This window comes from Streptomyces sp. NC-S4 (assembly GCF_054353315.1).
In genome coordinates, this window is the sequence record NZ_CM135937.1 from 4,140,604 (window position 1) to 4,158,857 (window position 18,254).

At 71.1% G+C, this 18,254-nt stretch carries 16 protein-coding genes, 2 tRNA genes and 2 pseudogenes; 7 read left to right on the plus strand and 13 right to left on the minus strand.

The genetic code is table 11. The features are described 5' to 3' along the window. Positions 1-41: 41 nt before the first annotated feature. Complete coding sequence (locus ACXNSR_RS18265) at positions 42-1,451, plus strand: PrsW family intramembrane metalloprotease (RefSeq protein ID WP_458643043.1); 1,410 nt, start codon at positions 42-44, stop codon at positions 1,449-1,451. On the opposite strand, the gene ACXNSR_RS18270 is transcribed toward ACXNSR_RS18265, so the two are convergent. From ACXNSR_RS18270 to ACXNSR_RS18285, 4 genes are all read right to left on the minus strand, one after another. After that, positions 1,360-2,412: a M23 family metallopeptidase gene (locus tag ACXNSR_RS18270; RefSeq protein ID WP_458643044.1), complete on the minus strand. Its 1,053-nt coding sequence runs from the start codon at positions 2,410-2,412 to the stop codon at positions 1,360-1,362. The two genes, ACXNSR_RS18265 and ACXNSR_RS18270, sit on opposite strands and share 92 nt — an antisense overlap. Before the next feature lie 302 nt (positions 2,413-2,714). Then, complete coding sequence (locus ACXNSR_RS18275) at positions 2,715-3,884, minus strand: PP2C family protein-serine/threonine phosphatase (protein WP_458643045.1); 1,170 nt, start codon at positions 3,882-3,884, stop codon at positions 2,715-2,717. A 205-nt stretch (positions 3,885-4,089) separates the two neighbouring features. Continuing rightward, positions 4,090-4,163 (minus strand) — tRNA-Met (locus tag ACXNSR_RS18280). 74 nt (positions 4,164-4,237) lie between these two features. After that, entirely contained in the window at positions 4,238-4,759 is a 522-nt protein-coding gene (locus ACXNSR_RS18285) for a GNAT family N-acetyltransferase (RefSeq protein WP_458643046.1), read from the minus strand. Between the two features lie 510 nt (positions 4,760-5,269). Between ACXNSR_RS18285 and ACXNSR_RS18290 the strand changes: the two genes are divergently transcribed. Both ACXNSR_RS18290 and ACXNSR_RS18295 read left to right on the plus strand, forming a co-directional pair. Continuing rightward, on the plus strand, positions 5,270-6,526 hold the full coding sequence (locus tag ACXNSR_RS18290) for an MFS transporter (RefSeq protein ID WP_458643047.1): 1,257 nt from the start codon (positions 5,270-5,272) through the stop codon (positions 6,524-6,526). After that, positions 6,526-7,074, plus strand: a pseudogene (locus tag ACXNSR_RS18295) (IS5 family transposase); the annotation flags it as partial. The gene ACXNSR_RS18290 and the pseudogene ACXNSR_RS18295, both read left to right, overlap by 1 nt. Before the next feature lie 19 nt (positions 7,075-7,093). On the opposite strand, the gene ACXNSR_RS18300 reads toward ACXNSR_RS18295, so the two are convergent. The 4 genes from ACXNSR_RS18300 to ACXNSR_RS18315 all read right to left on the minus strand — a co-directional run bounded on the left by ACXNSR_RS18300 (position 7,094) and on the right by ACXNSR_RS18315 (position 10,195). Further along, positions 7,094-8,338 (minus strand): esterase/lipase family protein, encoded by a 1,245-nt coding sequence (locus tag ACXNSR_RS18300; protein WP_458643048.1) that lies wholly within the window; start codon positions 8,336-8,338, stop codon positions 7,094-7,096. Between the two features lie 485 nt (positions 8,339-8,823). Beyond that, entirely contained in the window at positions 8,824-9,327 is a 504-nt protein-coding gene (locus ACXNSR_RS18305; protein WP_458643049.1) for a hypothetical protein, read from the minus strand. Then, positions 9,324-10,034, minus strand: coding sequence for a phytanoyl-CoA dioxygenase family protein (locus ACXNSR_RS18310; RefSeq protein ID WP_458643050.1), 711 nt, complete (start codon positions 10,032-10,034; stop codon positions 9,324-9,326). Before ACXNSR_RS18310 ends, ACXNSR_RS18305 begins: the two co-directional genes overlap by 4 nt. Continuing rightward, positions 10,034-10,195 (minus strand): hypothetical protein, encoded by a 162-nt coding sequence (locus ACXNSR_RS18315; protein ID WP_458643051.1) that lies wholly within the window; start codon positions 10,193-10,195, stop codon positions 10,034-10,036. The genes ACXNSR_RS18310 and ACXNSR_RS18315 overlap by 1 nt, the downstream gene beginning before the upstream one ends. Before the next feature lie 177 nt (positions 10,196-10,372). Between ACXNSR_RS18315 and ACXNSR_RS18320 the strand changes: the two genes are divergently transcribed. Continuing rightward, complete coding sequence (locus ACXNSR_RS18320; protein ID WP_458643052.1) at positions 10,373-11,635, plus strand: hypothetical protein; 1,263 nt, start codon at positions 10,373-10,375, stop codon at positions 11,633-11,635. Positions 11,636-11,647: 12 nt separating this feature from the next. Then, positions 11,648-12,202, plus strand: coding sequence for a GNAT family N-acetyltransferase (locus ACXNSR_RS18325; RefSeq protein WP_458643053.1), 555 nt, complete (start codon positions 11,648-11,650; stop codon positions 12,200-12,202). 452 nt (positions 12,203-12,654) lie between these two features. Here ACXNSR_RS18325 and ACXNSR_RS18330 read toward each other — a convergent pair whose 3' ends face one another. The 4 genes from ACXNSR_RS18330 to ACXNSR_RS18345 are packed head-to-tail and all read right to left on the minus strand — an operon-like array spanning position 12,655 to position 15,791. After that, positions 12,655-14,223 (minus strand): hypothetical protein, encoded by a 1,569-nt coding sequence (locus ACXNSR_RS18330; protein ID WP_458643054.1) that lies wholly within the window; start codon positions 14,221-14,223, stop codon positions 12,655-12,657. Next, positions 14,220-15,266 carry a bifunctional DNA primase/polymerase gene (locus ACXNSR_RS18335; RefSeq protein ID WP_458643055.1) on the minus strand — a complete coding sequence of 349 codons (1,047 nt, stop codon included), beginning with the start codon at positions 15,264-15,266 and terminating at the stop codon, positions 14,220-14,222. The genes ACXNSR_RS18330 and ACXNSR_RS18335 overlap by 4 nt, the downstream gene beginning before the upstream one ends. Before the next feature lie 4 nt (positions 15,267-15,270). After that, positions 15,271-15,573, minus strand: coding sequence for a hypothetical protein (locus tag ACXNSR_RS18340; protein WP_458643056.1), 303 nt, complete (start codon positions 15,571-15,573; stop codon positions 15,271-15,273). Next, the gene (locus tag ACXNSR_RS18345) at positions 15,570-15,791 is read right to left on the minus strand and encodes an integrase (protein ID WP_079431846.1); all 222 of its coding nucleotides are present in this window, start codon (positions 15,789-15,791) and stop codon (positions 15,570-15,572) included. Before ACXNSR_RS18345 ends, ACXNSR_RS18340 begins: the two co-directional genes overlap by 4 nt. Before the next feature lie 128 nt (positions 15,792-15,919). Here ACXNSR_RS18345 and ACXNSR_RS18350 point away from each other — a divergent pair, with 128 nt between their 5' ends. Both ACXNSR_RS18350 and ACXNSR_RS18355 read left to right on the plus strand, forming a co-directional pair. Continuing rightward, positions 15,920-16,423 carry a helix-turn-helix domain-containing protein gene (locus ACXNSR_RS18350; protein ID WP_458643057.1) on the plus strand — a complete coding sequence of 168 codons (504 nt, stop codon included), beginning with the start codon at positions 15,920-15,922 and terminating at the stop codon, positions 16,421-16,423. Then, positions 16,420-18,018, plus strand: a pseudogene (locus ACXNSR_RS18355) (tyrosine-type recombinase/integrase); the annotation flags it as partial. The gene ACXNSR_RS18350 and the pseudogene ACXNSR_RS18355, both read left to right, overlap by 4 nt. A gap of 37 nt (positions 18,019-18,055) precedes the next feature. On the opposite strand, the gene ACXNSR_RS18360 reads toward ACXNSR_RS18355, so the two are convergent. Continuing rightward, positions 18,056-18,128 (minus strand) — tRNA-Lys (locus ACXNSR_RS18360). Positions 18,129-18,254 lie beyond the last annotated feature (126 nt).

Below are 18,254 nucleotides of genomic sequence, written 5' to 3' on the forward strand. Positions count from 1 at the left end.
AGGTCACCGCGCGTGTCGGAGCGGATCGCTAGGGTCATGGTGTGTACCGAGCGCTCCAACTCGTGCTCCCACGTCCGTCCGGCACGGTCCGCACGTGCGTGCTCCTCGCCCTGCTCGCCGCGACCGGGATCGCCATCCTCGAACTCGTGCGGGAACAGACCGGCACCGAAGGCTTCTTCGTCGGTCTCGGTCTGGCCCTGCTGCCGGTGGCACCGCTCATGGCGGCCTTCCGGTGGCTGGGCCGGGCCGCGCCCGTGCCCTGGTCCCAGCTGCTGTTCTGCTTCGGCTGGGGTGCCTGCACCGCGGCGCTGATCGCGATACTGGCCAACAACTTCGCCACCGAGTGGATAGCCGCGGCCACCACGGACGCCTCCGCCGCCGATCACCTCGGTTCGGTGGCCATCGCCCCGGTGGTGGAGGAGAGCGCCAAGGCGGCCGCCCTGCTGCTGGTGTTCACGTTCCGAAGACGCCATTTCAGCGGCCCCGCCGACGGGTTCGTGGTGGCCGGCTTCACCGCCACCGGCTTCGCCTTCACGGAGAACATCCTCTACCTGGGCAATGCCTTCGTGGAGGACCTTGCCGACCGCAGCGGCGTGCTGGAATCGGTGACGGTGGCGACCTTCTTCGTGCGGATAGTGCTGTCGCCGTTCGCGCACCCGCTGTTCACCGTGCTCACCGGACTGGGCTTCGGCGTGGCCGCCCTCAGTGTCCGCCGCTCCCGCCGGATCTTCCCGCCGCTGCTCGGCCTGGCACTGGCCATGGGCATGCACGCGCTGTGGAACGGTTCCTCGCAGTTCGGGGATCACGGGTTCTACGTGGTCTACAGCTGCGTGATGGTGCCGGTGTTCGGGCTGCTGGTGTGGCTGGCGGTGCGGATAAGGCGCGACCGGCTGCGGGCCGTCGAGGGCGAGCTCGCGCTGTACGCGGCCGCGGGCTGGCTCGGCCCGGCCGAGGTCCCGGCCCTGGCTTCGATGCCGGCCCGGTCACTGGCCCGCGCCCTGGCCCGGCACAGCGGGGGCCGGGCGGCCGGACGCACGGTCGCCCGCTACGAGGCGGACGCGGCGGCCCTGGCCCTGCTGCGGAACCGGGCGCGGCGCGGCGGCCCCGTACGGGAGCGGGACTTCGCGGGCCGGGAGCAGGAGTTGCTGCACCGGCTCTGGCGGTCCCGGGCGACGGCGGGTCCCGCGCTGGCCCGGGCGGCGGTCCTGGAGGAGCTGGTTCCGCCGTGGTTCGACCCTCTGGACCCGGCGGCCGCGAGGACGGACGTACCGGGGCCGCGGCGGACGGACCACGACCGTGGCGCGCCGGACCTCGACCGCGGCGCGCCGGACCTCGACCGCGGCGCGCCGGAGGCGGGTCTCAGACGTTCAGGCCCTTGGAGTTCAGCCACGCCAGCGGGTCCTGCGTCGCTCCGCCCTTGCGTACTTCCAGGTGGAGATGAGGTCCGGTGACGTTGCCGGTGGCGCCGACGCGGCCGATGGTCTCGCCGGCGCCGACCGCGCCGGAGGTCACCGACATCGAGGAGAGGTGGCAGTACCAGATCTCCGTACCGTCCGGGAGCTCCAGCACGATCCGGTAGCCGTACGCGCCTGACCAGCCGGCCGAGGTGATCTTTCCGGCGGCCACGGCCTTGACCGGGGTCCCGGTCGGGGCCGCGAAGTCGAGGCCGGTGTGGTGGCCGGAGGACCACATGGAGCCGGAGTCCCCGTAGTGCGAGGTGAGGGTGTAGGCGGAGGTGGGCAGGGAGTAGCTGCCGGACGGCTTGGCGAGGCGCTCCTGCTCGGCCTTGGCGGCCGCCGCCTCCGCTGCCTCCGCCGCGGCCTTGGCCTCGGCTTCTTCCTTGGCCTTCGCCTCGGCCTGCGCCTTCGCCTCCTCGGCGGCCTTGCGGGCCTCCTCCAGCTTCTGCTTGGCCTCCTGGGCGGCAGCCTGCTGCGCGGCCTGCTCGGCTTCCGCCCGGACCTTCGCCTCGGCGGCGTCCTGCTGGGACTCGGCCTGCTGGAGGATGCGGTTGCGCAACGCCTCGCCCGCGTCCGCGCCCTGGGCGGACTGCTGCTCGATGATTCCCGTGCGGCCGTTCGCCTGGGCCGCGGATCCGGAACCGCCGTCTTCCTGCCGGGCGTTGTCCCCGGTCATCAGGTCGGGCAGATCAGGCAGGGCGGGCATGGCCGGCAGGGATATGGCGACCTGGGGCCGGTCCTGCGCCGTGGCGATGCCGCCGGCACCGACCGCCGCGATGACACCGACGCCGAGCACGGTGGAGCTGCGGGCAAGTCCCCCGCGCTGCTTGGCGACCCGGTGCTTGCCGCGGACGGGCCGCACCGAATCCTCGGTGGGATTCCACTCGCCCCAGGCACCCGCGGTGGGCGGCTCCTGGATCTCGGTGCCTTCAGGGGCAGGCAAGTTGGAGGCCACCAGGGCACGCTCCTCATCGACGCGCGGGGACGCGCGGGCGCACGGTGCCGTCTCTTGCGACGACTGGGACGACCGCGCTGCGTTATCGAAAGGTAATAGACGTAGGGGAGTGATTCCAAGCTGCTCCGCTTGATCGTTCCGGCCAATCAGCCACGCACCGACTAGCTTTGGCCACCCCTTTCTCCAACAAAAACCCACCAATCGGTGCAAAAAGCAGGCGACTCCCCCACCTCTCCAGCCACAGGCCGAAAATGACGGTCAATCAAATACCTTGCGGAGAGCGCCCTCTCCGCTACCGAGCGTCACATCGCATCGCCGCGCGGCACCACCGGCACGGTCCGCCGCCGCTCCGGTTCGCGCTCCCCCGGCCGGCCCACCGCGAGCAGCGCCATGTCGTCCGTCGCACCGCCGCCCGTATGCCGGCGCACATCGCTGCTGAGCGCGCTGAGCAGCGCCTGCGGCCCGGGGAAGATCCGCCCGCGCAGCCGGTCCGCCGGATCGTAGAACTCCCCCGCCCCGTCCCGGGCCTCGGTCAGCCCGTCCGTGTAGAGCAGCAGGGTGGTCCCCGCCGGGAAGTCCCACTCCTGCACCAGGTCCGGCCGGCCGCCCAGCTCGCCCATGCCGAGCGGCAGGGCCGGCTCGGCCGGGGCGAGGACCGCCAGCTCACCGTTCCCGTGCAGCAGCAGCGGCTCGGGGTGGCCCCGGTTGAGCAGCCGCAGCACACCCACGCCCGGCGGGATCTCCCCGAGCACGCACGTCGTGAACCCCTCCACCGCGTCCAGGCCGTCGCGCCGGGTGCCCTCCCGGGCCAGCGCCCGCTCCAGCCGCTGCGCCAGCGCCTCCAGCGTGGGCTCGGTGTCCGCCGCCTCCCGGAACGCCCCGAGGACCACCGCGACGGCCTCCACCGCCCCCAGCCCCTTGCCCCGTACGTCGCCCACCGCCAGCCGCACGCCGTACGGGGTCTCCTGGACCGCGTACAGGTCGCCGCCGATGAAGGCGTCCGCCTGCGCGGCCTCGTACCAGGCGGAGACGTGCAGCCCCCCGATGCGCTCGGCGGGCTTCGGCAGTACCGCCCGCTGCGCGGCCTCGGCGATCCCGCGCGCCGAGGCGAGCCGCTCGCCGCTGCGCCGCACCATGCGGTTGATCAGGAGTGCCAGTCCGGCGACGGTCAGTACGGTCACCAGCTCGGTCAGCGCCTCGACCTGCCGGCCGGTGCCGTCGAGGAGGTGCAGCACGAACACCGCGCACACGGCCAGGGCGCCGGTCAGCGCCGTGGCCCAGAGGGTGAACAGCGGGGCGGCGATCAGCGGGGCCGCGGTGAAGAACGGGGATCCCGTGAAGCTCGGCGGGGTCAGCACGTCGAAGACCATCCCCAGGGCGATCAGCGCGACCGGCAGCACCCGGACCACGCGACGGGTCGCACCGCTCCCGCCCGCGCGCCCGCCGTTGCCCTGCCGGCCCTGCCCCACCACGCTGCTCTCCTGCCGCCCGGTCCGCCGCACGGGTCCGGGCCCGCAGCCTCCTCGCCCCTCAAGGCTGGCGGCAGGAGCATCCACGGGCGACCTGACGGCGGCCGGACGGATGACGACGGATGACGGGGCACGGGAAGAGGGGCCTGCGGGGCCGGAGCACGACGAAGGCCCGGTTCCTCTGGAGGAACCGGGCCTTCGTACTGAGTAGCGGGGACAGGATTTGAACCTGCGACCTCTGGGTTATGAGCCCAGCGAGCTACCGAGCTGCTCCACCCCGCGTCGGTAAACACAACTCTACGCCATCCGGGGAGGGCTGCCGACCAATTAACCGCCGACACGCCCGCGGGCACGCGTCACCGCAGGTCGAAGTCCCGATCCCGGCGGCGGGTCAGCACGCGGGTGGTGCTCCCGTCGTCCTCCCGCACGTCCCGGACATGGGTGAAGCCGATGCGCTCCAGCAGGACCAGCGAGGCCGCGTTCGCGTCGGCCACGGTGGCGTGCACCTCGGTCAGGCCGAGGGCGCCGAAGCCGTACGCGACGAGCGCCCCGGCGATCTCGGACCCGAGGCCCGCCCCCCAGGCCTCGGGGGCCAGGGCGTAGATGATCTCGTGGCCGTCGACCTCGTCGGTCCGCTTGATCTCGGCGTGCCCGACCAGCCGGCCGTCCCGGCGCACGGCCCACACGTCGAAGAGGTTCTCGGCGTAGACCTTGGTGAAGACCCGCCCGAAGAGCGCCCGGTCCTCGGCCTCGGAGGCGGGACCGTCCCCCATCCACCGGGACACCCGGGTGTCCTGGAAGAGCGCGACGAACCCTTCCTCGTCCTCGGGGGTGTACGGGTCGAGGAGCAGGCGTTCGGTACGGAGTACGGGCGTCATGATCGGCGACGCTACCCTCACCGGCCCACGGGGTCACCGGATTTGGCGGGTACGAGAAAGCGCCCCACCCGAAGCGGGTGGGGCGCTCTCGTGCAGGTCGGAGGATGTCTCCCCGTCCCTGTGAGCGGTAGGCCATGTCGGACTCGAACCGACAACCAACGGATTAAAAGTCGAGGAGCCCGAGTGATGTCGGCTGGGGCCCCGTTCCTGTCCATGCCGTTCCGGCTGGTCAGAACGGGTGCCCCGGCCACCCGACCACCGGCCCGTGACACCCCGTCCGTAGGCGTCCGGGCTCACAGCGGGCTCACGTCGTACACCCTCTGACCTGCCCGTCTGGCTGCTTCCGCCGGTGTCCGTGACGATCTCTACGCAACCTCGGCTACCGGCTGTGCCGCATTCGTGTGAGGCGTAGGAGAACGCTGCGCCGGTTGCTCCGATCGGGCCTAGGGTGGGCCGCGATTCGGCCGGGGCTGCTGCGCCCGGTCTGGCACAGCTCGGCCCGGAGGACGCATGGAACACCTGCGGCTGCTGCGACGGCGGCCCGTACTGGTGCTGTGGCTCGCACAGAGCCTCTCGGTCCTTGGGGACCGCCTCTATGCCCTCGCGGTCATGTGGGTCGTCTACGCCGCGACGGGCTCGGCGTCACTCATGGGCTTGGTCGCCGTGGCTGAGTCGCTGCCGTACATCGCCCTCGGCACCGTGGGCCGGCGGATCGTCTCCCGCTTCTCTTCGTACCGGGCACTCGCATGGGTCGACGGGGCGCGGGCAGCGGTCGCGGTCGCGCTGCCGTTCCTGTGGTCGCCCGACGCGCGGGGCATCGCTCTGCTGCTCGTCGGTGTGCTGCTCCTCGGCGCGCTCGGGGCGCTGTTCGATCCCAACCTCGGCGCCCTGGTACCCGATCTCGTCGAGCCCGAGCGGGTGCAGCAGATCACGGGTCTCCTCGACCTCACGGGCCGCATCGCCCGTATCGCGGGCCCGGCCAGCATCGGCCTGCTGCTGCTCTTCGTCTCCGAGGTGCAGCTCTTCGCCCTGAACGGCGCGACGTTCGCCGTGTCCGCCGTGGCTCTGCGCTGGCTGGCTCGCCGCTACGCGACCCCGGCAGGCGGCGCCGCCGAGCGCCCTCGGGGCAGGGCACGGTCGTCCGTCCCGGCGGGGCCGGTGCTGCGTGAGCACCCGCGGGTCGGACTGGCGATCGGCCTGCACGGGGTAGCGCTGTTCTGCTCGGCCGTGACTGCCATCGGTATGCCTGCCCTGCTCGCCACCCGGTACGGGGCGGGCGCCGCGGTGTACGGACTCGTCACGGCGGCCGTGGGCGTCGGGGCGCTGCTCGGTAATCCCCTCGCGAGCAACCGGCGCTCGGGCGGCTGGCTGACCGTCTACTGCGGTGCGTGGGCTCTACAGGGCGCGGCGACCGCCTGTATGGGCCTGGTGCTCGACCTGCCCGCGCTGCTCCTGCTCGCCCTGCTGACGGGCATCGTCGCCCCGGCTACGAGCGTCACCCTGCGCGCGCACCTCGGCGCGTTCGCCCCGGCGGAGCGGCTGCGCCTGATGTCCGTCGATCAGACGATCATCCGGGCCGGCGGCACGGCCGGAATGCTGGTTCTGCCATTTCTCGTTGATGTCTCCCCACGGCTTGCGTTCGGCGTGGGCGGCGGGACGGTCGTGCTCTCAGCTCTCATCGCGCTGCTTGTTGCCCGTCGACTGCGGCGCGAGCCGGCCCCGGCTGTGCCGTCGGGTCAGCGCGGGGATGCCGTCGCCATCGACTAGGCCAGCGGCGACGTGTCCGACGCAGACGAAAGCTCCGTCTGAAGGCAGCCCTGCTCGGAAGGTCCAGAGGCGGGCAGGCCCGCAAGGTCCATATCGCCGGCGACCGCAAGTGCCGCCCGCTGGCCTTCGTCCTGACCGAGGGACAGGCCGCCGACAGCCCGCAGTTCATTCCCGTACTGGCGAAGGTCCGGGTTCGCGGGCCCGTCGGCCGTCCCCGCACCCGGCCCGACGCGGTCGCCGCAGACAAGGCCTACTCCTCCCGCGGCAACCGCGCCCACCTGCGCGAACGGCACATCAAAGCCGTCATCCCGGAGAAACGGGACCAGGACGCCAACCGAAAGAAGAAGGGAAGCAGGGGCGGCCGACCCATCGGCCACGACGCCGAGCTCTACAAGGAGCGGAACACCGTCGAGCGCCTGATCAACAGGATCAAGGCCTGGCGGGGCATCGCCACCCGGTTCGACAAGACACCCGAGAGCTACCTCGCCGGCCTTCACCTCCGCGCCGCGATGATCTGGATCAAGGACCCCACCAAGACCATCCCTTGATCACGACCGAATACGGTTCCTAGGACGGCAGGCGCTCGATGATCCAGCTGCAGAGTTCCTCGGTGATGATGGTGTGCCCGGTGGTGTTGGACGAGCAGCGGAACTCGTCCAGCTCGCTCTCACTGGGCTCGATGGCGTCGACCTTCGCGTAGAGGTCCTCCTGCCGGTCGATGTCCCGGATCGCGACCGCGCTGACGGTGGGCACGAAGCAGACGGTCGGGTGGTTCAGCTCCGCCTCGCCGCCCTTCGCCGTGAGCTCGTCGGCGACGATCCGGTACGAGTCGAGCGTGCCGCCGGGCGCACCGTCCAGTTCCGGGAGGCCGCTGGTCTTGACCGTCTTGGTCTTGAACGGAAGCAGGCGGCGCAGTTCGGCGACCGTGACGTCGTTGCCGGCGGCCTGGCTGAAGAACGTGGTGCCGGGGAAAGCGATCTGGCCGGTGCTCTTCAGCGCGACGACCCCGGGCGGCACGTTGACGCCGGTGCCGTCGCCGCTGCCGTTCGCGACCGCGATCTTGTGCGGACGCATCGGCCAGCCGCCCATGTCCTCAAGCTCCTTGAGGAAGGCGATGCGCAGCGGGTCCACCCGAACCGTGTCGGTGCCGCTGTCGTAGTGGCGCCAGAGCAGCTGCCGCGCGGCGTCGCTGTTCATCTGCCGGGCGAAGTCGTTCGCGGTCGGGATGAAGTGCGCGAAGGCCTGCAGACCGATCGGGATGACGGCGCCGCGGTGCGGGGTGTCGTAGGAGAAGTACAGCGAGACCCGGTGGTCCATCCGCAGCCTCTCCAGCTTGAGCAGCGCGTAGCGAGTGACCAGGCCGCCCATGCTGAAGCCGCCGACGGTGAGCGTCGTGTCGTCCAGCTGTTCCGCGATCGTGCGCTGGATGGCGGCGATGGCGGCCTTGGCGTTGTCCTGGATGCTCGCGGCGCGCTCGTGGAAGCCGAGCAGGATGACGGTGCGGCCCTGCTTGCGCAGTGTGCTCAGGAACTTGTACGGCTGTGCGGGGTCGCCGGAGACGCCGCTCTCCAGGCCCTGGGCGAGCCATTGGAGGTCGCTTTGGCCCAGGTTGAAGCCGTCGGCCATGATGACTGGCCGCTCGATGCCGGTGCTGCCCTCGCCGTAGTAGATCCAGGCGAAGCCGTTCGGAAACTCCCACTCATCATCCCGCTGTTGTACCGGGACGGGGATGATCGGTTCGGAGCCCAGGGGATCAGCGGCGATGTTCCTGCCGTCGAACTGCTCCGCCTGGTTGTCCTGCTGTCCGGACATCGGCCACTCCTCAGGGATCTGCGCACGCCAGTGCGACCCGGTCGGGCCGGGCGGGCTGTCGTGCGGGGGAGAATTGTGCTGATGGCCTCATCATGATCGGGTCGGAATGCAATTGACGATCGATCAGTTCGGCCACCGCTCGTTCGAGTGATATGGCATGTAGGGCGTTTGGTCGATCGGCAGCGTGCCTGAATGGCTCGTCCTTGTGCGGCGGACGGGCGGCGGTAACTGTCCCCATGCTGCTGAAGACCGTTGGTGCTCAGCCCACTCGCCCCACCCACCCAGCTCCCGCGGGGAGGTTGGACATGAAGGTCGGCCTGCACTGGTCCATCGGATCAGGCGCGACCGCGAGGGCGAAACCCGCACATTGATCACAACCCAATACACGCCCTAGCAGGCACGACGGATCTCGGCCCCCGCCGGCTGCACTGCGATGGGGGCCGAGACTGCGATTCTCTATGGCACGTGGCTGTATGCGCTCGCCCCTAGCGAGCCACGCCCTCCGGCTTCCACTCGGCCGCGTCGAGCGCGAGCCAGTGCTCGACGGTCACGTTCTCGAACGGGACGCCGATCTGCTGGTAAATGCGGGTGTGCATGGCGCCGAACCAGGCGCCCCGACGGTCGTCGAAGAACGCGCGGTCGTACCAGGCGACGCCCAGCAGGACCGTCCCGCCGCCGTTCTCGTTGTCCGGGTCGGCCTCGAAGTACGTGCACTCCCAGTCCCAGAGCATCTGCTCGTCGGGGCGGGAGCGCAGCCGCTCGTCGCTGGCGCGGAGGTGCTCGATGCACCGCTCGACGGTCGCGGCGTCGGGGCAGTAGTACCGGCAGTCGCTGAACGCCACGACGCTCTTGCTGCCGCGCCGGGCGGGGTCGGCGTCCTCGCCGGTGAGCACCCGGACACGGGTGATCGGCGGAGCGCTGGTTTCGAGGATGGTCACGGTGGTTCCCCTCTCGTTGCCGATGGTGCGTTGCAGGTGGTGCGTGATCACCAGCTCGACCCGGTCAACGGGTACAGGCTGGGGCTGTGGGCGCCGCTCGACCGGATGGCACCGGGAGCGACGTAGCGGATGTTCAGGCCGATCCGGGCGCCGGCGGTCGTGTTGCTGTCCGAACGGTGCAGGAGACGGACGTCCATCAGGCATGCCTGCCCGGCGTCGAGCGGCAGCCATAGGCCGTGGTCGTGCGGTCCGTTGGGCATGCCCTGCACTCCGAGGGCTCTGGCGCGGCGGGCGCTGCTCGCCTCAAGGTTGTTGCCGAGGTAGCCGCTGGCGTGTGAGCCGGGGATGACCTGCAAACAGCCGTTGGCGGTGGTCGCGTCGGTAATGGCGAGCCAGGCCGCGACCGAGCGGGCGGGGTCGAGCTCCATCCGTCGGTTGGTGCCGTCCTGGTGCCAGGGCACGCGGAACTCGCGGCCGGGCCACTTGATCATCAGAAAGGTGTTCTCGACGGCGACCGCCTCGCCGATCGTCTCCTGCACGGCGGCGAGCAGTCCGGGGGCGCGTACCGCGTGCGCGGCCCACTCGGAGCGCAGGTGCGCGTCGAGCACGACCTCGGTCCGCTCGGCCCGGTGCTCGGCGATGACCTCGGCCGCTCGGGCGCGGGCTCGGCTGTTGGTGTTCCACTCCAGCCCGGTCCGGTATCCGTCCTCGCCGAGCGGGCTCGGTCCCGTGCAGCTGATGGTGAGGGGCGCGCTCATCAGGCTTCGTCCTTCGGCCGGCAGCGGGTGCACTGGCAGGGCGGGAAGGCGAGGGAGTTCATGGGCGGGCTGTCCCGGACCCCGGGCCCGACGACCACCTCGGCACGCTCGTGGACGACCTGTCCCGTCTGGCCGTTGACGTCGTACACACGAATGGTCATGGGCATGCGCACTCCCGCTGCTCAGGGGCGTTGTGGTTCGGTGTGTCACCAGTGCACCGCTTGAGAGGGCGTCATGGGCGACTGGGCACCGGACGTTTGGGCGGACATTTCCGCGCCCGAGTCCGGGGCCAGATCACTACGGTGGGTGCACGACCCGTAGCTGCGAGGGGGAAGCGCATGACGGAACAGGAGTCGGGCGGGCTGGCACAGTTACGGCGGGCTGCCGGCCACACTCAGGAGACGCTCGTCAAGGCGTTCCGGCAGGAGTCCGCCCGCCTCGGCGTCGCCGCCGCGGTGAGCGTCCGCCAACTGCGACGGTGGGAGAGCGAGACGCCCCCGCCCCTGCCGCACCCAGGCCAGCAAGCCGTACTTGAAGCCATGTTCGGCATGCCCCTCGCCGAGATGGGGTTCGACGTCCCCGGTCATCGCGTGACGGTTGCGGCACCGATCAGCGACGCTGGAGAGGTGAAGAGGAGAACGTTCGTCGCAGACGCGGGCGCCCTCGCTGCCGCTGCTCTGCTGCCCGCCGCGCCGGGCCCACGCATCGGCACGGCGGATCTCGGGCGGCTGAGGGAGCGCCTCGACGGGCTCTACCAGACAGACCACACCGCGGGCAGCGTGCCGGCGAGCACGCAGGCTGAGCGCATCGAGGCGGAGATCACGCGAGCCCTGAGCGGCGCCTCGTACACCGCCGGTGTGGGCCGTGAGCTACAGACGATGCTCGCCGAGCTGCACGGACACCGGGCCTGGTACGGCTACGACGGCGGACGCATCACGGAGGGCCGCGCCGCCTGCATGGAAGCCCTCGCCGCGGCGCAGCTCGTCGACAACCCGCTGCTACAGGTCTCCGTGCTGGAGACGCTCGTACTCCTCGCGGTCAAGGCCGGCCGATCCTGGGAGGCCGCTAGCGCCGTCGAGAACGCCTACCGCCTCGCAACCCAGGCAGGGGCGGGTGCGACGGTGCACCTCGTGATCGCGCTCCGCGATGCCAACGTCGCCACGCACGCCGGGGACCTGTCGGGCGCACGCCGTGCCCTGTCCCGTGCCGTCAGCTACCAGGGGCGCGCGGATGCCGATACGGACGTGCCCAACTGGGCCAAGTTCGTGGGTCCGTTCGAGGTCGACTACGCCACGGCGGACATGTACGTACGAGCAGACCAGCCCAAGCGCGCCGTGCCGTTCCTCCGGGCGGCCGTGCGCGGGATTGGCGGTGGGCTCGCCCGGAACAGTGCCTCGTACCGCGTCAAGCTCGCCGGTGTTCTCCTCGCTGCGGGGGAGGTCGACGAGGCGTGCGCCGAGGTGGGCGGCGTGCTGGATACCTGGGGAGGCATCGCCTCGCCCCGGCTGCTGGGCAAGGTGCACGATTTCCAGCGGGCGGCCGGGGTAGTCGACAGCCCAACCGCCCGCGAATGCGTGGCACGTATCCGCGAAACCGTGTGAAAGGGCCGCCGGATGAGTCAGCCAGCACCGCCCAGCGTCGAGCAGCTCGACGGGCCGGCCGCCGCAAGGGCCGAGGAAGCGTTCCGTCTGGTCTACGCCGAGGCGTTCGCCGAGCCGCCCTACGACGAGACCGAGACCGACGTCGCAGCCGCGTTCCGCCGCTTCCGTTCCCAGACCCGCAAGGCCACCTTTCGCGGCGCCCTGGCGAGCGCCTCGGACGGTGAGACCGTCGGCATGGCGTACGGCTACCCCCTCGGGCCGCAGACGGGCTGGTGGGACCAACTGACCGTGCCCGTGCCCGACGAGATGCGGCGCGAGGACGGCCGCCGAACGTTCGGCCTGATGGAACTCGCCGTGCGCGCCGCATGGCGCAGGCAGGGCATCGCCCGCCGCCTGCACGATGCCGTCCTCGCCGGCACCGAGGCCGAGCGGGTCCTGCTCAACGTCCACCCGGACAGCAAGGCGGCCGTGTCCGCGTACCGAGCATGGGGATACCGCAAGATCGGCGACGCCCGCCCATGGGCGGGCGCGGACCTACACGACGTGATGCTGCTCGACCTTCACTGAGCTGATCCCGCGCGCGTAAGTCGCAGCGACCGGTCGCGGGAGCCTTCCACCAGGCGCGCCGCCCATGCGCGCGAGGGAGGGGGGAACCGGGTGCGCGCCAACGCTTCCGGGGTGGTTGTCAGTACCCTGCGGTATTCGCGCGCGCCCGCGCACAAGGCGCGACCGGTCGCGGCACAGGCAGGTCCCGCGATCCAAGGGGACGCGGGGGACGTGGGGGACGATCTTCGCGCTCTGCTCTCCCTTTCCCTCTTCCTTCACTGGGTGAGACAGAGGGGAGAGGGGGCGGAATCGTCCCCCACGTCCCCCGCTTGGTCCGAGGTGCCGTTCCCGCTCGGCTGGGAGGGGGACGACTCGCGACCGAGGAGGCGTACCCGTCGTCCCCCGTGCGTCCCCCGCACGTGGAAGCGTCCCGGGTGACGGTTGCCGTTCCGGGGCGCGCGTCGGAGGCGGGGTCATGAGACGGGGTCGCGGGTGACGGCGTAGACCTTGCCGTTCTTGTTGCTGCCCGACGTGCGCGCCACGGAGATGCCGCGGGCGCGGAGTGCCGGGGCCACCTGTCGGATGCGGGCGCTCAGCACGGCCGGGGTCTTGGGCCAGCCATCGGCGAAGCCTCGGCCGTCGCTGCTGAGCTGCCGGTGCAGCTCGCCCATGGTCCCCTGCCATCCGCCGGGCGGGAAGGCAAGAGAGGCTGTCCAGTCGCGCAGCGCGCCGGCAACCGGATGACCGTCGAGGACGGCATCGTTCAAGGCGTCCTGCGCCCCGTTGAACGCATCGAGGCTGCGCCAGCCTGTGACCCTGTCGAGTGCGTGCAGCAGCTCGGCGAAATCGGCGAGCCGAGGCCGTTCGGTGAGGTCGGCGGCAGCATCGGGGAGGTCGGCCCATACCTCGGCGGCGAGGTCGAGCAGGGCGCCGAGGATGCGAGGGTGCGCCTGCTCGTACGCGGCCCACAGGGCCCCCGCGGTGCGGCGCTGGTCTCGGCGGATCGGCTGGAGTTCGAGCGGCATCATGCGCTCGGCAAGGTCGTTGCGGAGCGCCCCGAGGTCGATGCCGGTCAGCAGTACGGGCCGCTGGTAGGTGAGCACGTTCACGTCGTCGTCGGTGTAGAGAGCGCGGGTCACCTGCGCGTCGCCGGTGACGATGCGGCACAGGGCATCGGACAGCCAGCCGGGCAGTCCCGAAAGGTTGTCGAGAGCGAGTACCCATCCGGCCGCGGTGGTCGGGCCGAGGTCGCGCAGGTTCTCGGGCGCCTGCCGCAGGGGCGCGCGGGCGCCCTCGATGATCCCGGTGAGCATCTGGCCCGAGGTGCTCTTGCCCGTGCCCTGCTCGCCGGTCAGGTACGCGATGGGGCGGGGCATCCCGGGGCGCAGTGCGGCCAAGAGCCAGCCGATCGCGAGCGGCAGCGTCTCAGGGGTGAAGGGCAGCAGGGCGGAGAGTTCGCCGATGCCCTCGCGCCAGCCACCGGCGGGGCGGTCGGGGCGGGGCAGTGGCCGAACCAGTTTGGTGCGGCGCCAGACCGGACCCGCCTCGGGGTCCGGGCACGTCAAGGTCCACCCGTCCGGGGCGATGCGGACCGACTCCCCGTCGGGGCGGCCGAGGTCGAGCCAGGACACCGCCGTGTTCTCGGGGTCCGTAGCGACGCGCAGGTGCAGCTCGGTCTCGGGCACGCGCATGGCGAGGGCGTCGAGCGTGGCGACGGCATCCGCGAGTGCGGTCTGCGAGGGGGTGCGGTCGTGCTCGGTGACGTAGATGCGGGTGAGGTGCTGCCGCAGGCTGCCGGTTCCGGTGTGCGCTGCTGCGCGCAACGGCACGGCGACGGCCGGACCGTCGTACGGGACTGCGTACGGGGCGCCGTTGTGGTGCAGGTACCGGAACCGGTTCTGCCCGAGGACCCGCAGTACCTCGGCCTGCGGGGGCTGCTTCTCCTGCTTCGCGCTGCGCGGCTGCCCCCCGCCCTGCTCCGCCCGCGGAAAGGGGACGACGGAGCGGGCGGCGGCGATCGGGTCAAAGGCCGGAGTGCTCATGCGGCGGCCCCGGTGTGCGTGCGCGGGTTCCGCTCGCCTGCGCTGAGGCCGGAGCGAATCGCAGCCTCGGCCTCGCGGTCGGACAGCCCACCGTGCCGGGCCGCGTCGAGCAGTACGTCGACGAGCTGCCCGCGGTCGAGTCGGCCGGCCACGCAGAGGGTGCCGAGGTTGAAGGAAGCGCGGTTGAGCGTGGCGTTCCGAGTGCCGGGCTGCGCCTCGGCGACAGTCCGCAGCTCGGCCTCGACGGCAGCCGCGGCGTACCCGCTGCCCATGGGGCGGGAGCGCCAAGGCAGCACGGTACGGGGCCGCTCGGGGCGTACGCGGTGCCCGGTGCGGTCGAGGTCGCGCGCCAGCCAGACGGGCAACTCGGCGACCGCGCGGCAGTCACCGAGCGCGGTGTACGTACCGGCGCGGGTGACCGTGCCCGGGGCCACGGCGTACGAAGCACCGGCGCGCACGTCGAGCTGCCAGCCCAGTGCGCCGGCGAGCGGGCGCCATGTCGTACCGGCCGGGGCACGGAACCAGTAGTGCAGCCCGCCGGAAGGGGTGAGCACGGTCAGTGTCTGCGGCCCGCAGCCGGGCAGCGTCGCACGTCGCGCCTCGACGAGCAGTGCGAGGGTGTCGCGGCCGTCGGCGATGCTGCCGGGGGCGACGTCCCCGGGCAGGTCGACGCCCGGGAGCAGCTCGGACTCCTCCTCGGGAGGCTGTCCGCCATGGCAGTCCACATCGAGGATCACCAGGCCGGACGACCCCGCGGCTACGCCGACGCCGGCGGACGGCATCCGGGCCCACCATGCGGCGATGCGCTCGGCGTCGGTGGTCGCGGCGAGCACGCCGTGACAGGGGCGGCCGGCGGCGATGCACTCGCAGCCGTGCCCATCGTGCGGGACGTGGTGAGGGTTGGGACGCTCCTTGGTCCCGGCTGCGCAGCGGTCGCAGCCGCGCACGGGCAGCTTGGCACCCGGGGCAAGCGGGTGCACCGCGTAGCCCTGAGCGGCCAGCCACAGGGCGACGCGGAGCGGGTCAGGGGTCGGGGTAGTCAAACCGTCACCGCCCCAGCAGTGCGGCGAGGGTGGCCACGACAACGGCGAGTCCGCCCGGGTCGGTGCCGTGCACCTGATACCCCGCGCTGCGAGCCAGTACGGCGGCGAGCGTCCGGGCGGTGTACTCGTCGATGTCGCGCGCACTTCCGATGAAGAGGCGCGCACGGAACCCGTTGGGTGTCGGGGTCAGTCCGCCCAACTCTCTGGTGGCGTCAGGAAGCACCGCCCACCCGTGCGAAACGGGCAGGCGGTAGCTCATCGTCGGCAGGGCTGCCGAGCGGCGAGGAGTGATGACCGGGCTAATCACGCGGCACCCGCCTCGGTCGGCTCCTGGCTCTGAAAGCCGAGAAAGCGCAGCAGGTCGTACCGAGTGACGCGGTACTGCCGCCCAAGGCGCAGGACCCGCACCGGATACTCGCCGTTCTTGGCCAGGGCGTACCCGGTTGTTCGGCCAAGGGCCAAGGCTCGGTTCGCCGTGTCGAGGTCGAAGCTGACGGGCAGGGCCATCAACTCGGCCGCTGTCATCCCCTTCACGTTCTGATCTTCGAGCGAGCGCAAATCATCCTCCAGAGGGTTGGATGCATCATTCCCCTTGAGCATGATCCCCTAGATCGGCTGGTGTCAACCCCACCCAGGGTGTAGCGTCCATTCCCGTGGAGAATGAACAGGGTCAGCAGGCAGACCGCATGTGGGGCTACGGCTACGAGCCTGAAAAGGCACTGGGCGAAGCCCTGCGCTCACTCCGCACGGCACGCGGCATGTCGCAGGAAGACGTGGCGACGATGATGAGCCGGAGCGGCTTCTCCTGGCGTCAGACAACGGTCGCGAAGACGGAGGGCGGTTCACGCCCCGTCCGCGTCAACGAGGCTGCCGCTCTGGCCCTGTGCTTCGGCGTCTCCGTTAACGAGCTGCTCGGCAACCAGGCGGACAGCCCGGAACAGTCGCTGATCGAATCGACGTACCGGGTGTCGTTCTCGCTCTACCTGAGCACTCGGCTCCGCACCGAGGAAGCACTCCGGCGCAAGGAAGCCGCAGAACGCGAGTACGAGGAATCCCTCGCTCAGCTCCGCGAGACGAAGCAGTCCTACGAAGAGGCAAGTCGGGCGTTCGAGGAGGCGTTCCTCGAACCGCTCGGCGAGGGGGAGGAGAAGGATTGACCGGCTCGACCTTCAAACGGTGCGCCTGCCGCAACCCTGAAACGGGCAAGCAGTACGGGCAGTCGTGCCCCAAGCTCACACAGAAGCGCCACGGCCTGTGGAACGTCCGGCAAGAGCTGCCGAACGACAAGGACGGCAAGCGCCGCACCTTCCGCCGCTCGGGCTACGCCACGAAGAACGAGGCGCAAGGCGACCTCGACCGGCTGCGCGCGCTGCTCGGTATCCCGGGTGACGACGACCCCGACGGCCGCCTGCTGATCGGCGACCTCCTCGAAACCGTCGCCTCCAACAAGGAGGCCATACCCGACTACGAGGAGACGCAACGCCGGTTCCGCACCGGCCAGTCCCTCACCGCCCGGCTGACCGTCGGCGACTGGCTCGACCAGTGGCTCGCCGGCAAGCGGCGCCGCGACTCCACCCTCGACGGATACGAGTCGCACATCCGCGTCCACTTGAAGCCGCATATCGGGCAGCACCGCCTCGACCGGCTGAACGTGGGCCACCTGGTCGAGCTGTTCGACGCGATCGAGGAGCACAACGAGGAGATCCTCGTCGAGAACGCCAACCGCCGGGCGCAGGTCGCGCTGAGCAAACCGACCACACCGGGGCGACCGCTCCCCGCCGAGCGCGAGCGGATCGCCGCAGAGCGCGCAAAGCTCGCCGAGATGAAGCCGTTCCGGAAGGTCACCGGGCCAGCGACCCGACAGCGCGTTCGGGCGACCCTGCGTGCGGCCCTGAACGATGCCATCGCGCAGCAGCTCATCACCTTCAACCCGGCGTCACATGTCGAACTGGAGACCGGTAAGCGGCCCAAAGCACTCGTCTGGACCGAGGAGCGCATCGCCCAGTGGAAGCGGACGGGAGACAAGCCGTCGCCCGTCATGGTCTGGACGCCCGAGCAGACGGGCGCGTTCCTCGACCGCGCGGCGAAGCACCGCCTCTACGCGCTGTACCACCTGATCGCCTTCCGCGGCCTGCGCCGAGGCGAGGCATGCGGCCAGCAGTGGACCGAGACCGACCTCGGGGCCGGGCTGCTCACCGTCGCCACTCAGCTCGTACAGCGCGGCTGGAAGGTCGAGGAGTCCGCGCCCAAGACAGATAGCGGCGAGCGCGTGGTCGCCCTCGACTCCGAGACGGTGAAGGTGCTCGCGAAGCACCGCAAGCGGCAGATGCGGGAGCGCCTCGCGTGGGGTGAGGCGTACGTCGACACCGGCCGCGTGTTCACGCAGGAAAACGGCGAGTGGCTCCACCCGGCATGGGTGACCGACCAGTTCCGGCGGCTGGCTGCCGAGGCGGGTCTGCCCCCGATCCGGCTGCACGACCTGCGCCACGGCGCGGCAACCCTCGCCCTTGCGGCCGGCGCCGAGATGAAGGTCGTACAGGAGATGCTCGGCCACTCCTCCATCACCATCACCTCGGACACGTACACCAGCGTCCTGCCCGAGGTCGCGCGGAAGGCTGCCGAGGCCGCGGTAAGGCTGGTCCCGCGGCAGGCCGTTCGTACCGCCGGGCTCACCTCGGGCTCACATCAGGCCACAGGACGCCCCGGGCACAGCAAAGCGCCCCACCCGAAAAAGTCGGATGGGGCGCTAAGGCGCAGGTCAGAGGAAGGTTCCTCCGCCTCGCGAGCGGTAGGCCATGTCGGACTCGAACCGACAACCAACGGATTAAAAGTCCGCTGCTCTGCCAATTGAGCTAATGGCCCTCCAGGTGCTCACCCCAGAGCATAGCCGGACCGCGCCGGTCAGCCGATCGGGTATCCGCCGACCGGCCTGTCGGCATCGGTCCGGTGGGGCCGCGCAGGGCCTCGGAGCCGCCCCCGAAGGGGGGT

What these genes read in the sequence shown, in the direction of transcription:
- ACXNSR_RS18325 (WP_458643053.1), top strand. Translation starts at nt 11,648, where the DNA reads ATGAGTCAGCCAGCACCGCCCAGCGTCGAGCAGCTCGACGGGCCGGCC.
- ACXNSR_RS18310 (WP_458643050.1), bottom strand. Translation starts at nt 10,034, where the DNA reads ATGAGCGCGCCCCTCACCATCAGCTGCACGGGACCGAGCCCGCTCGGC.
- ACXNSR_RS18300 (WP_458643048.1), bottom strand. Translation starts at nt 8,338, where the DNA reads ATGTCCGGACAGCAGGACAACCAGGCGGAGCAGTTCGACGGCAGGAAC.
- ACXNSR_RS18290 (WP_458643047.1), top strand. Translation starts at nt 5,270, where the DNA reads ATGGAACACCTGCGGCTGCTGCGACGGCGGCCCGTACTGGTGCTGTGG.
- ACXNSR_RS18330 (WP_458643054.1), bottom strand. Translation starts at nt 14,223, where the DNA reads ATGAGCACTCCGGCCTTTGACCCGATCGCCGCCGCCCGCTCCGTCGTC.
- ACXNSR_RS18320 (WP_458643052.1), top strand. Translation starts at nt 10,373, where the DNA reads ATGACGGAACAGGAGTCGGGCGGGCTGGCACAGTTACGGCGGGCTGCC.
- ACXNSR_RS18285 (WP_458643046.1), bottom strand. Translation starts at nt 4,759, where the DNA reads ATGACGCCCGTACTCCGTACCGAACGCCTGCTCCTCGACCCGTACACC.
- ACXNSR_RS18315 (WP_458643051.1), bottom strand. Translation starts at nt 10,195, where the DNA reads ATGACCATTCGTGTGTACGACGTCAACGGCCAGACGGGACAGGTCGTC.
- ACXNSR_RS18345 (WP_079431846.1), bottom strand. Translation starts at nt 15,791, where the DNA reads ATGACAGCGGCCGAGTTGATGGCCCTGCCCGTCAGCTTCGACCTCGAC.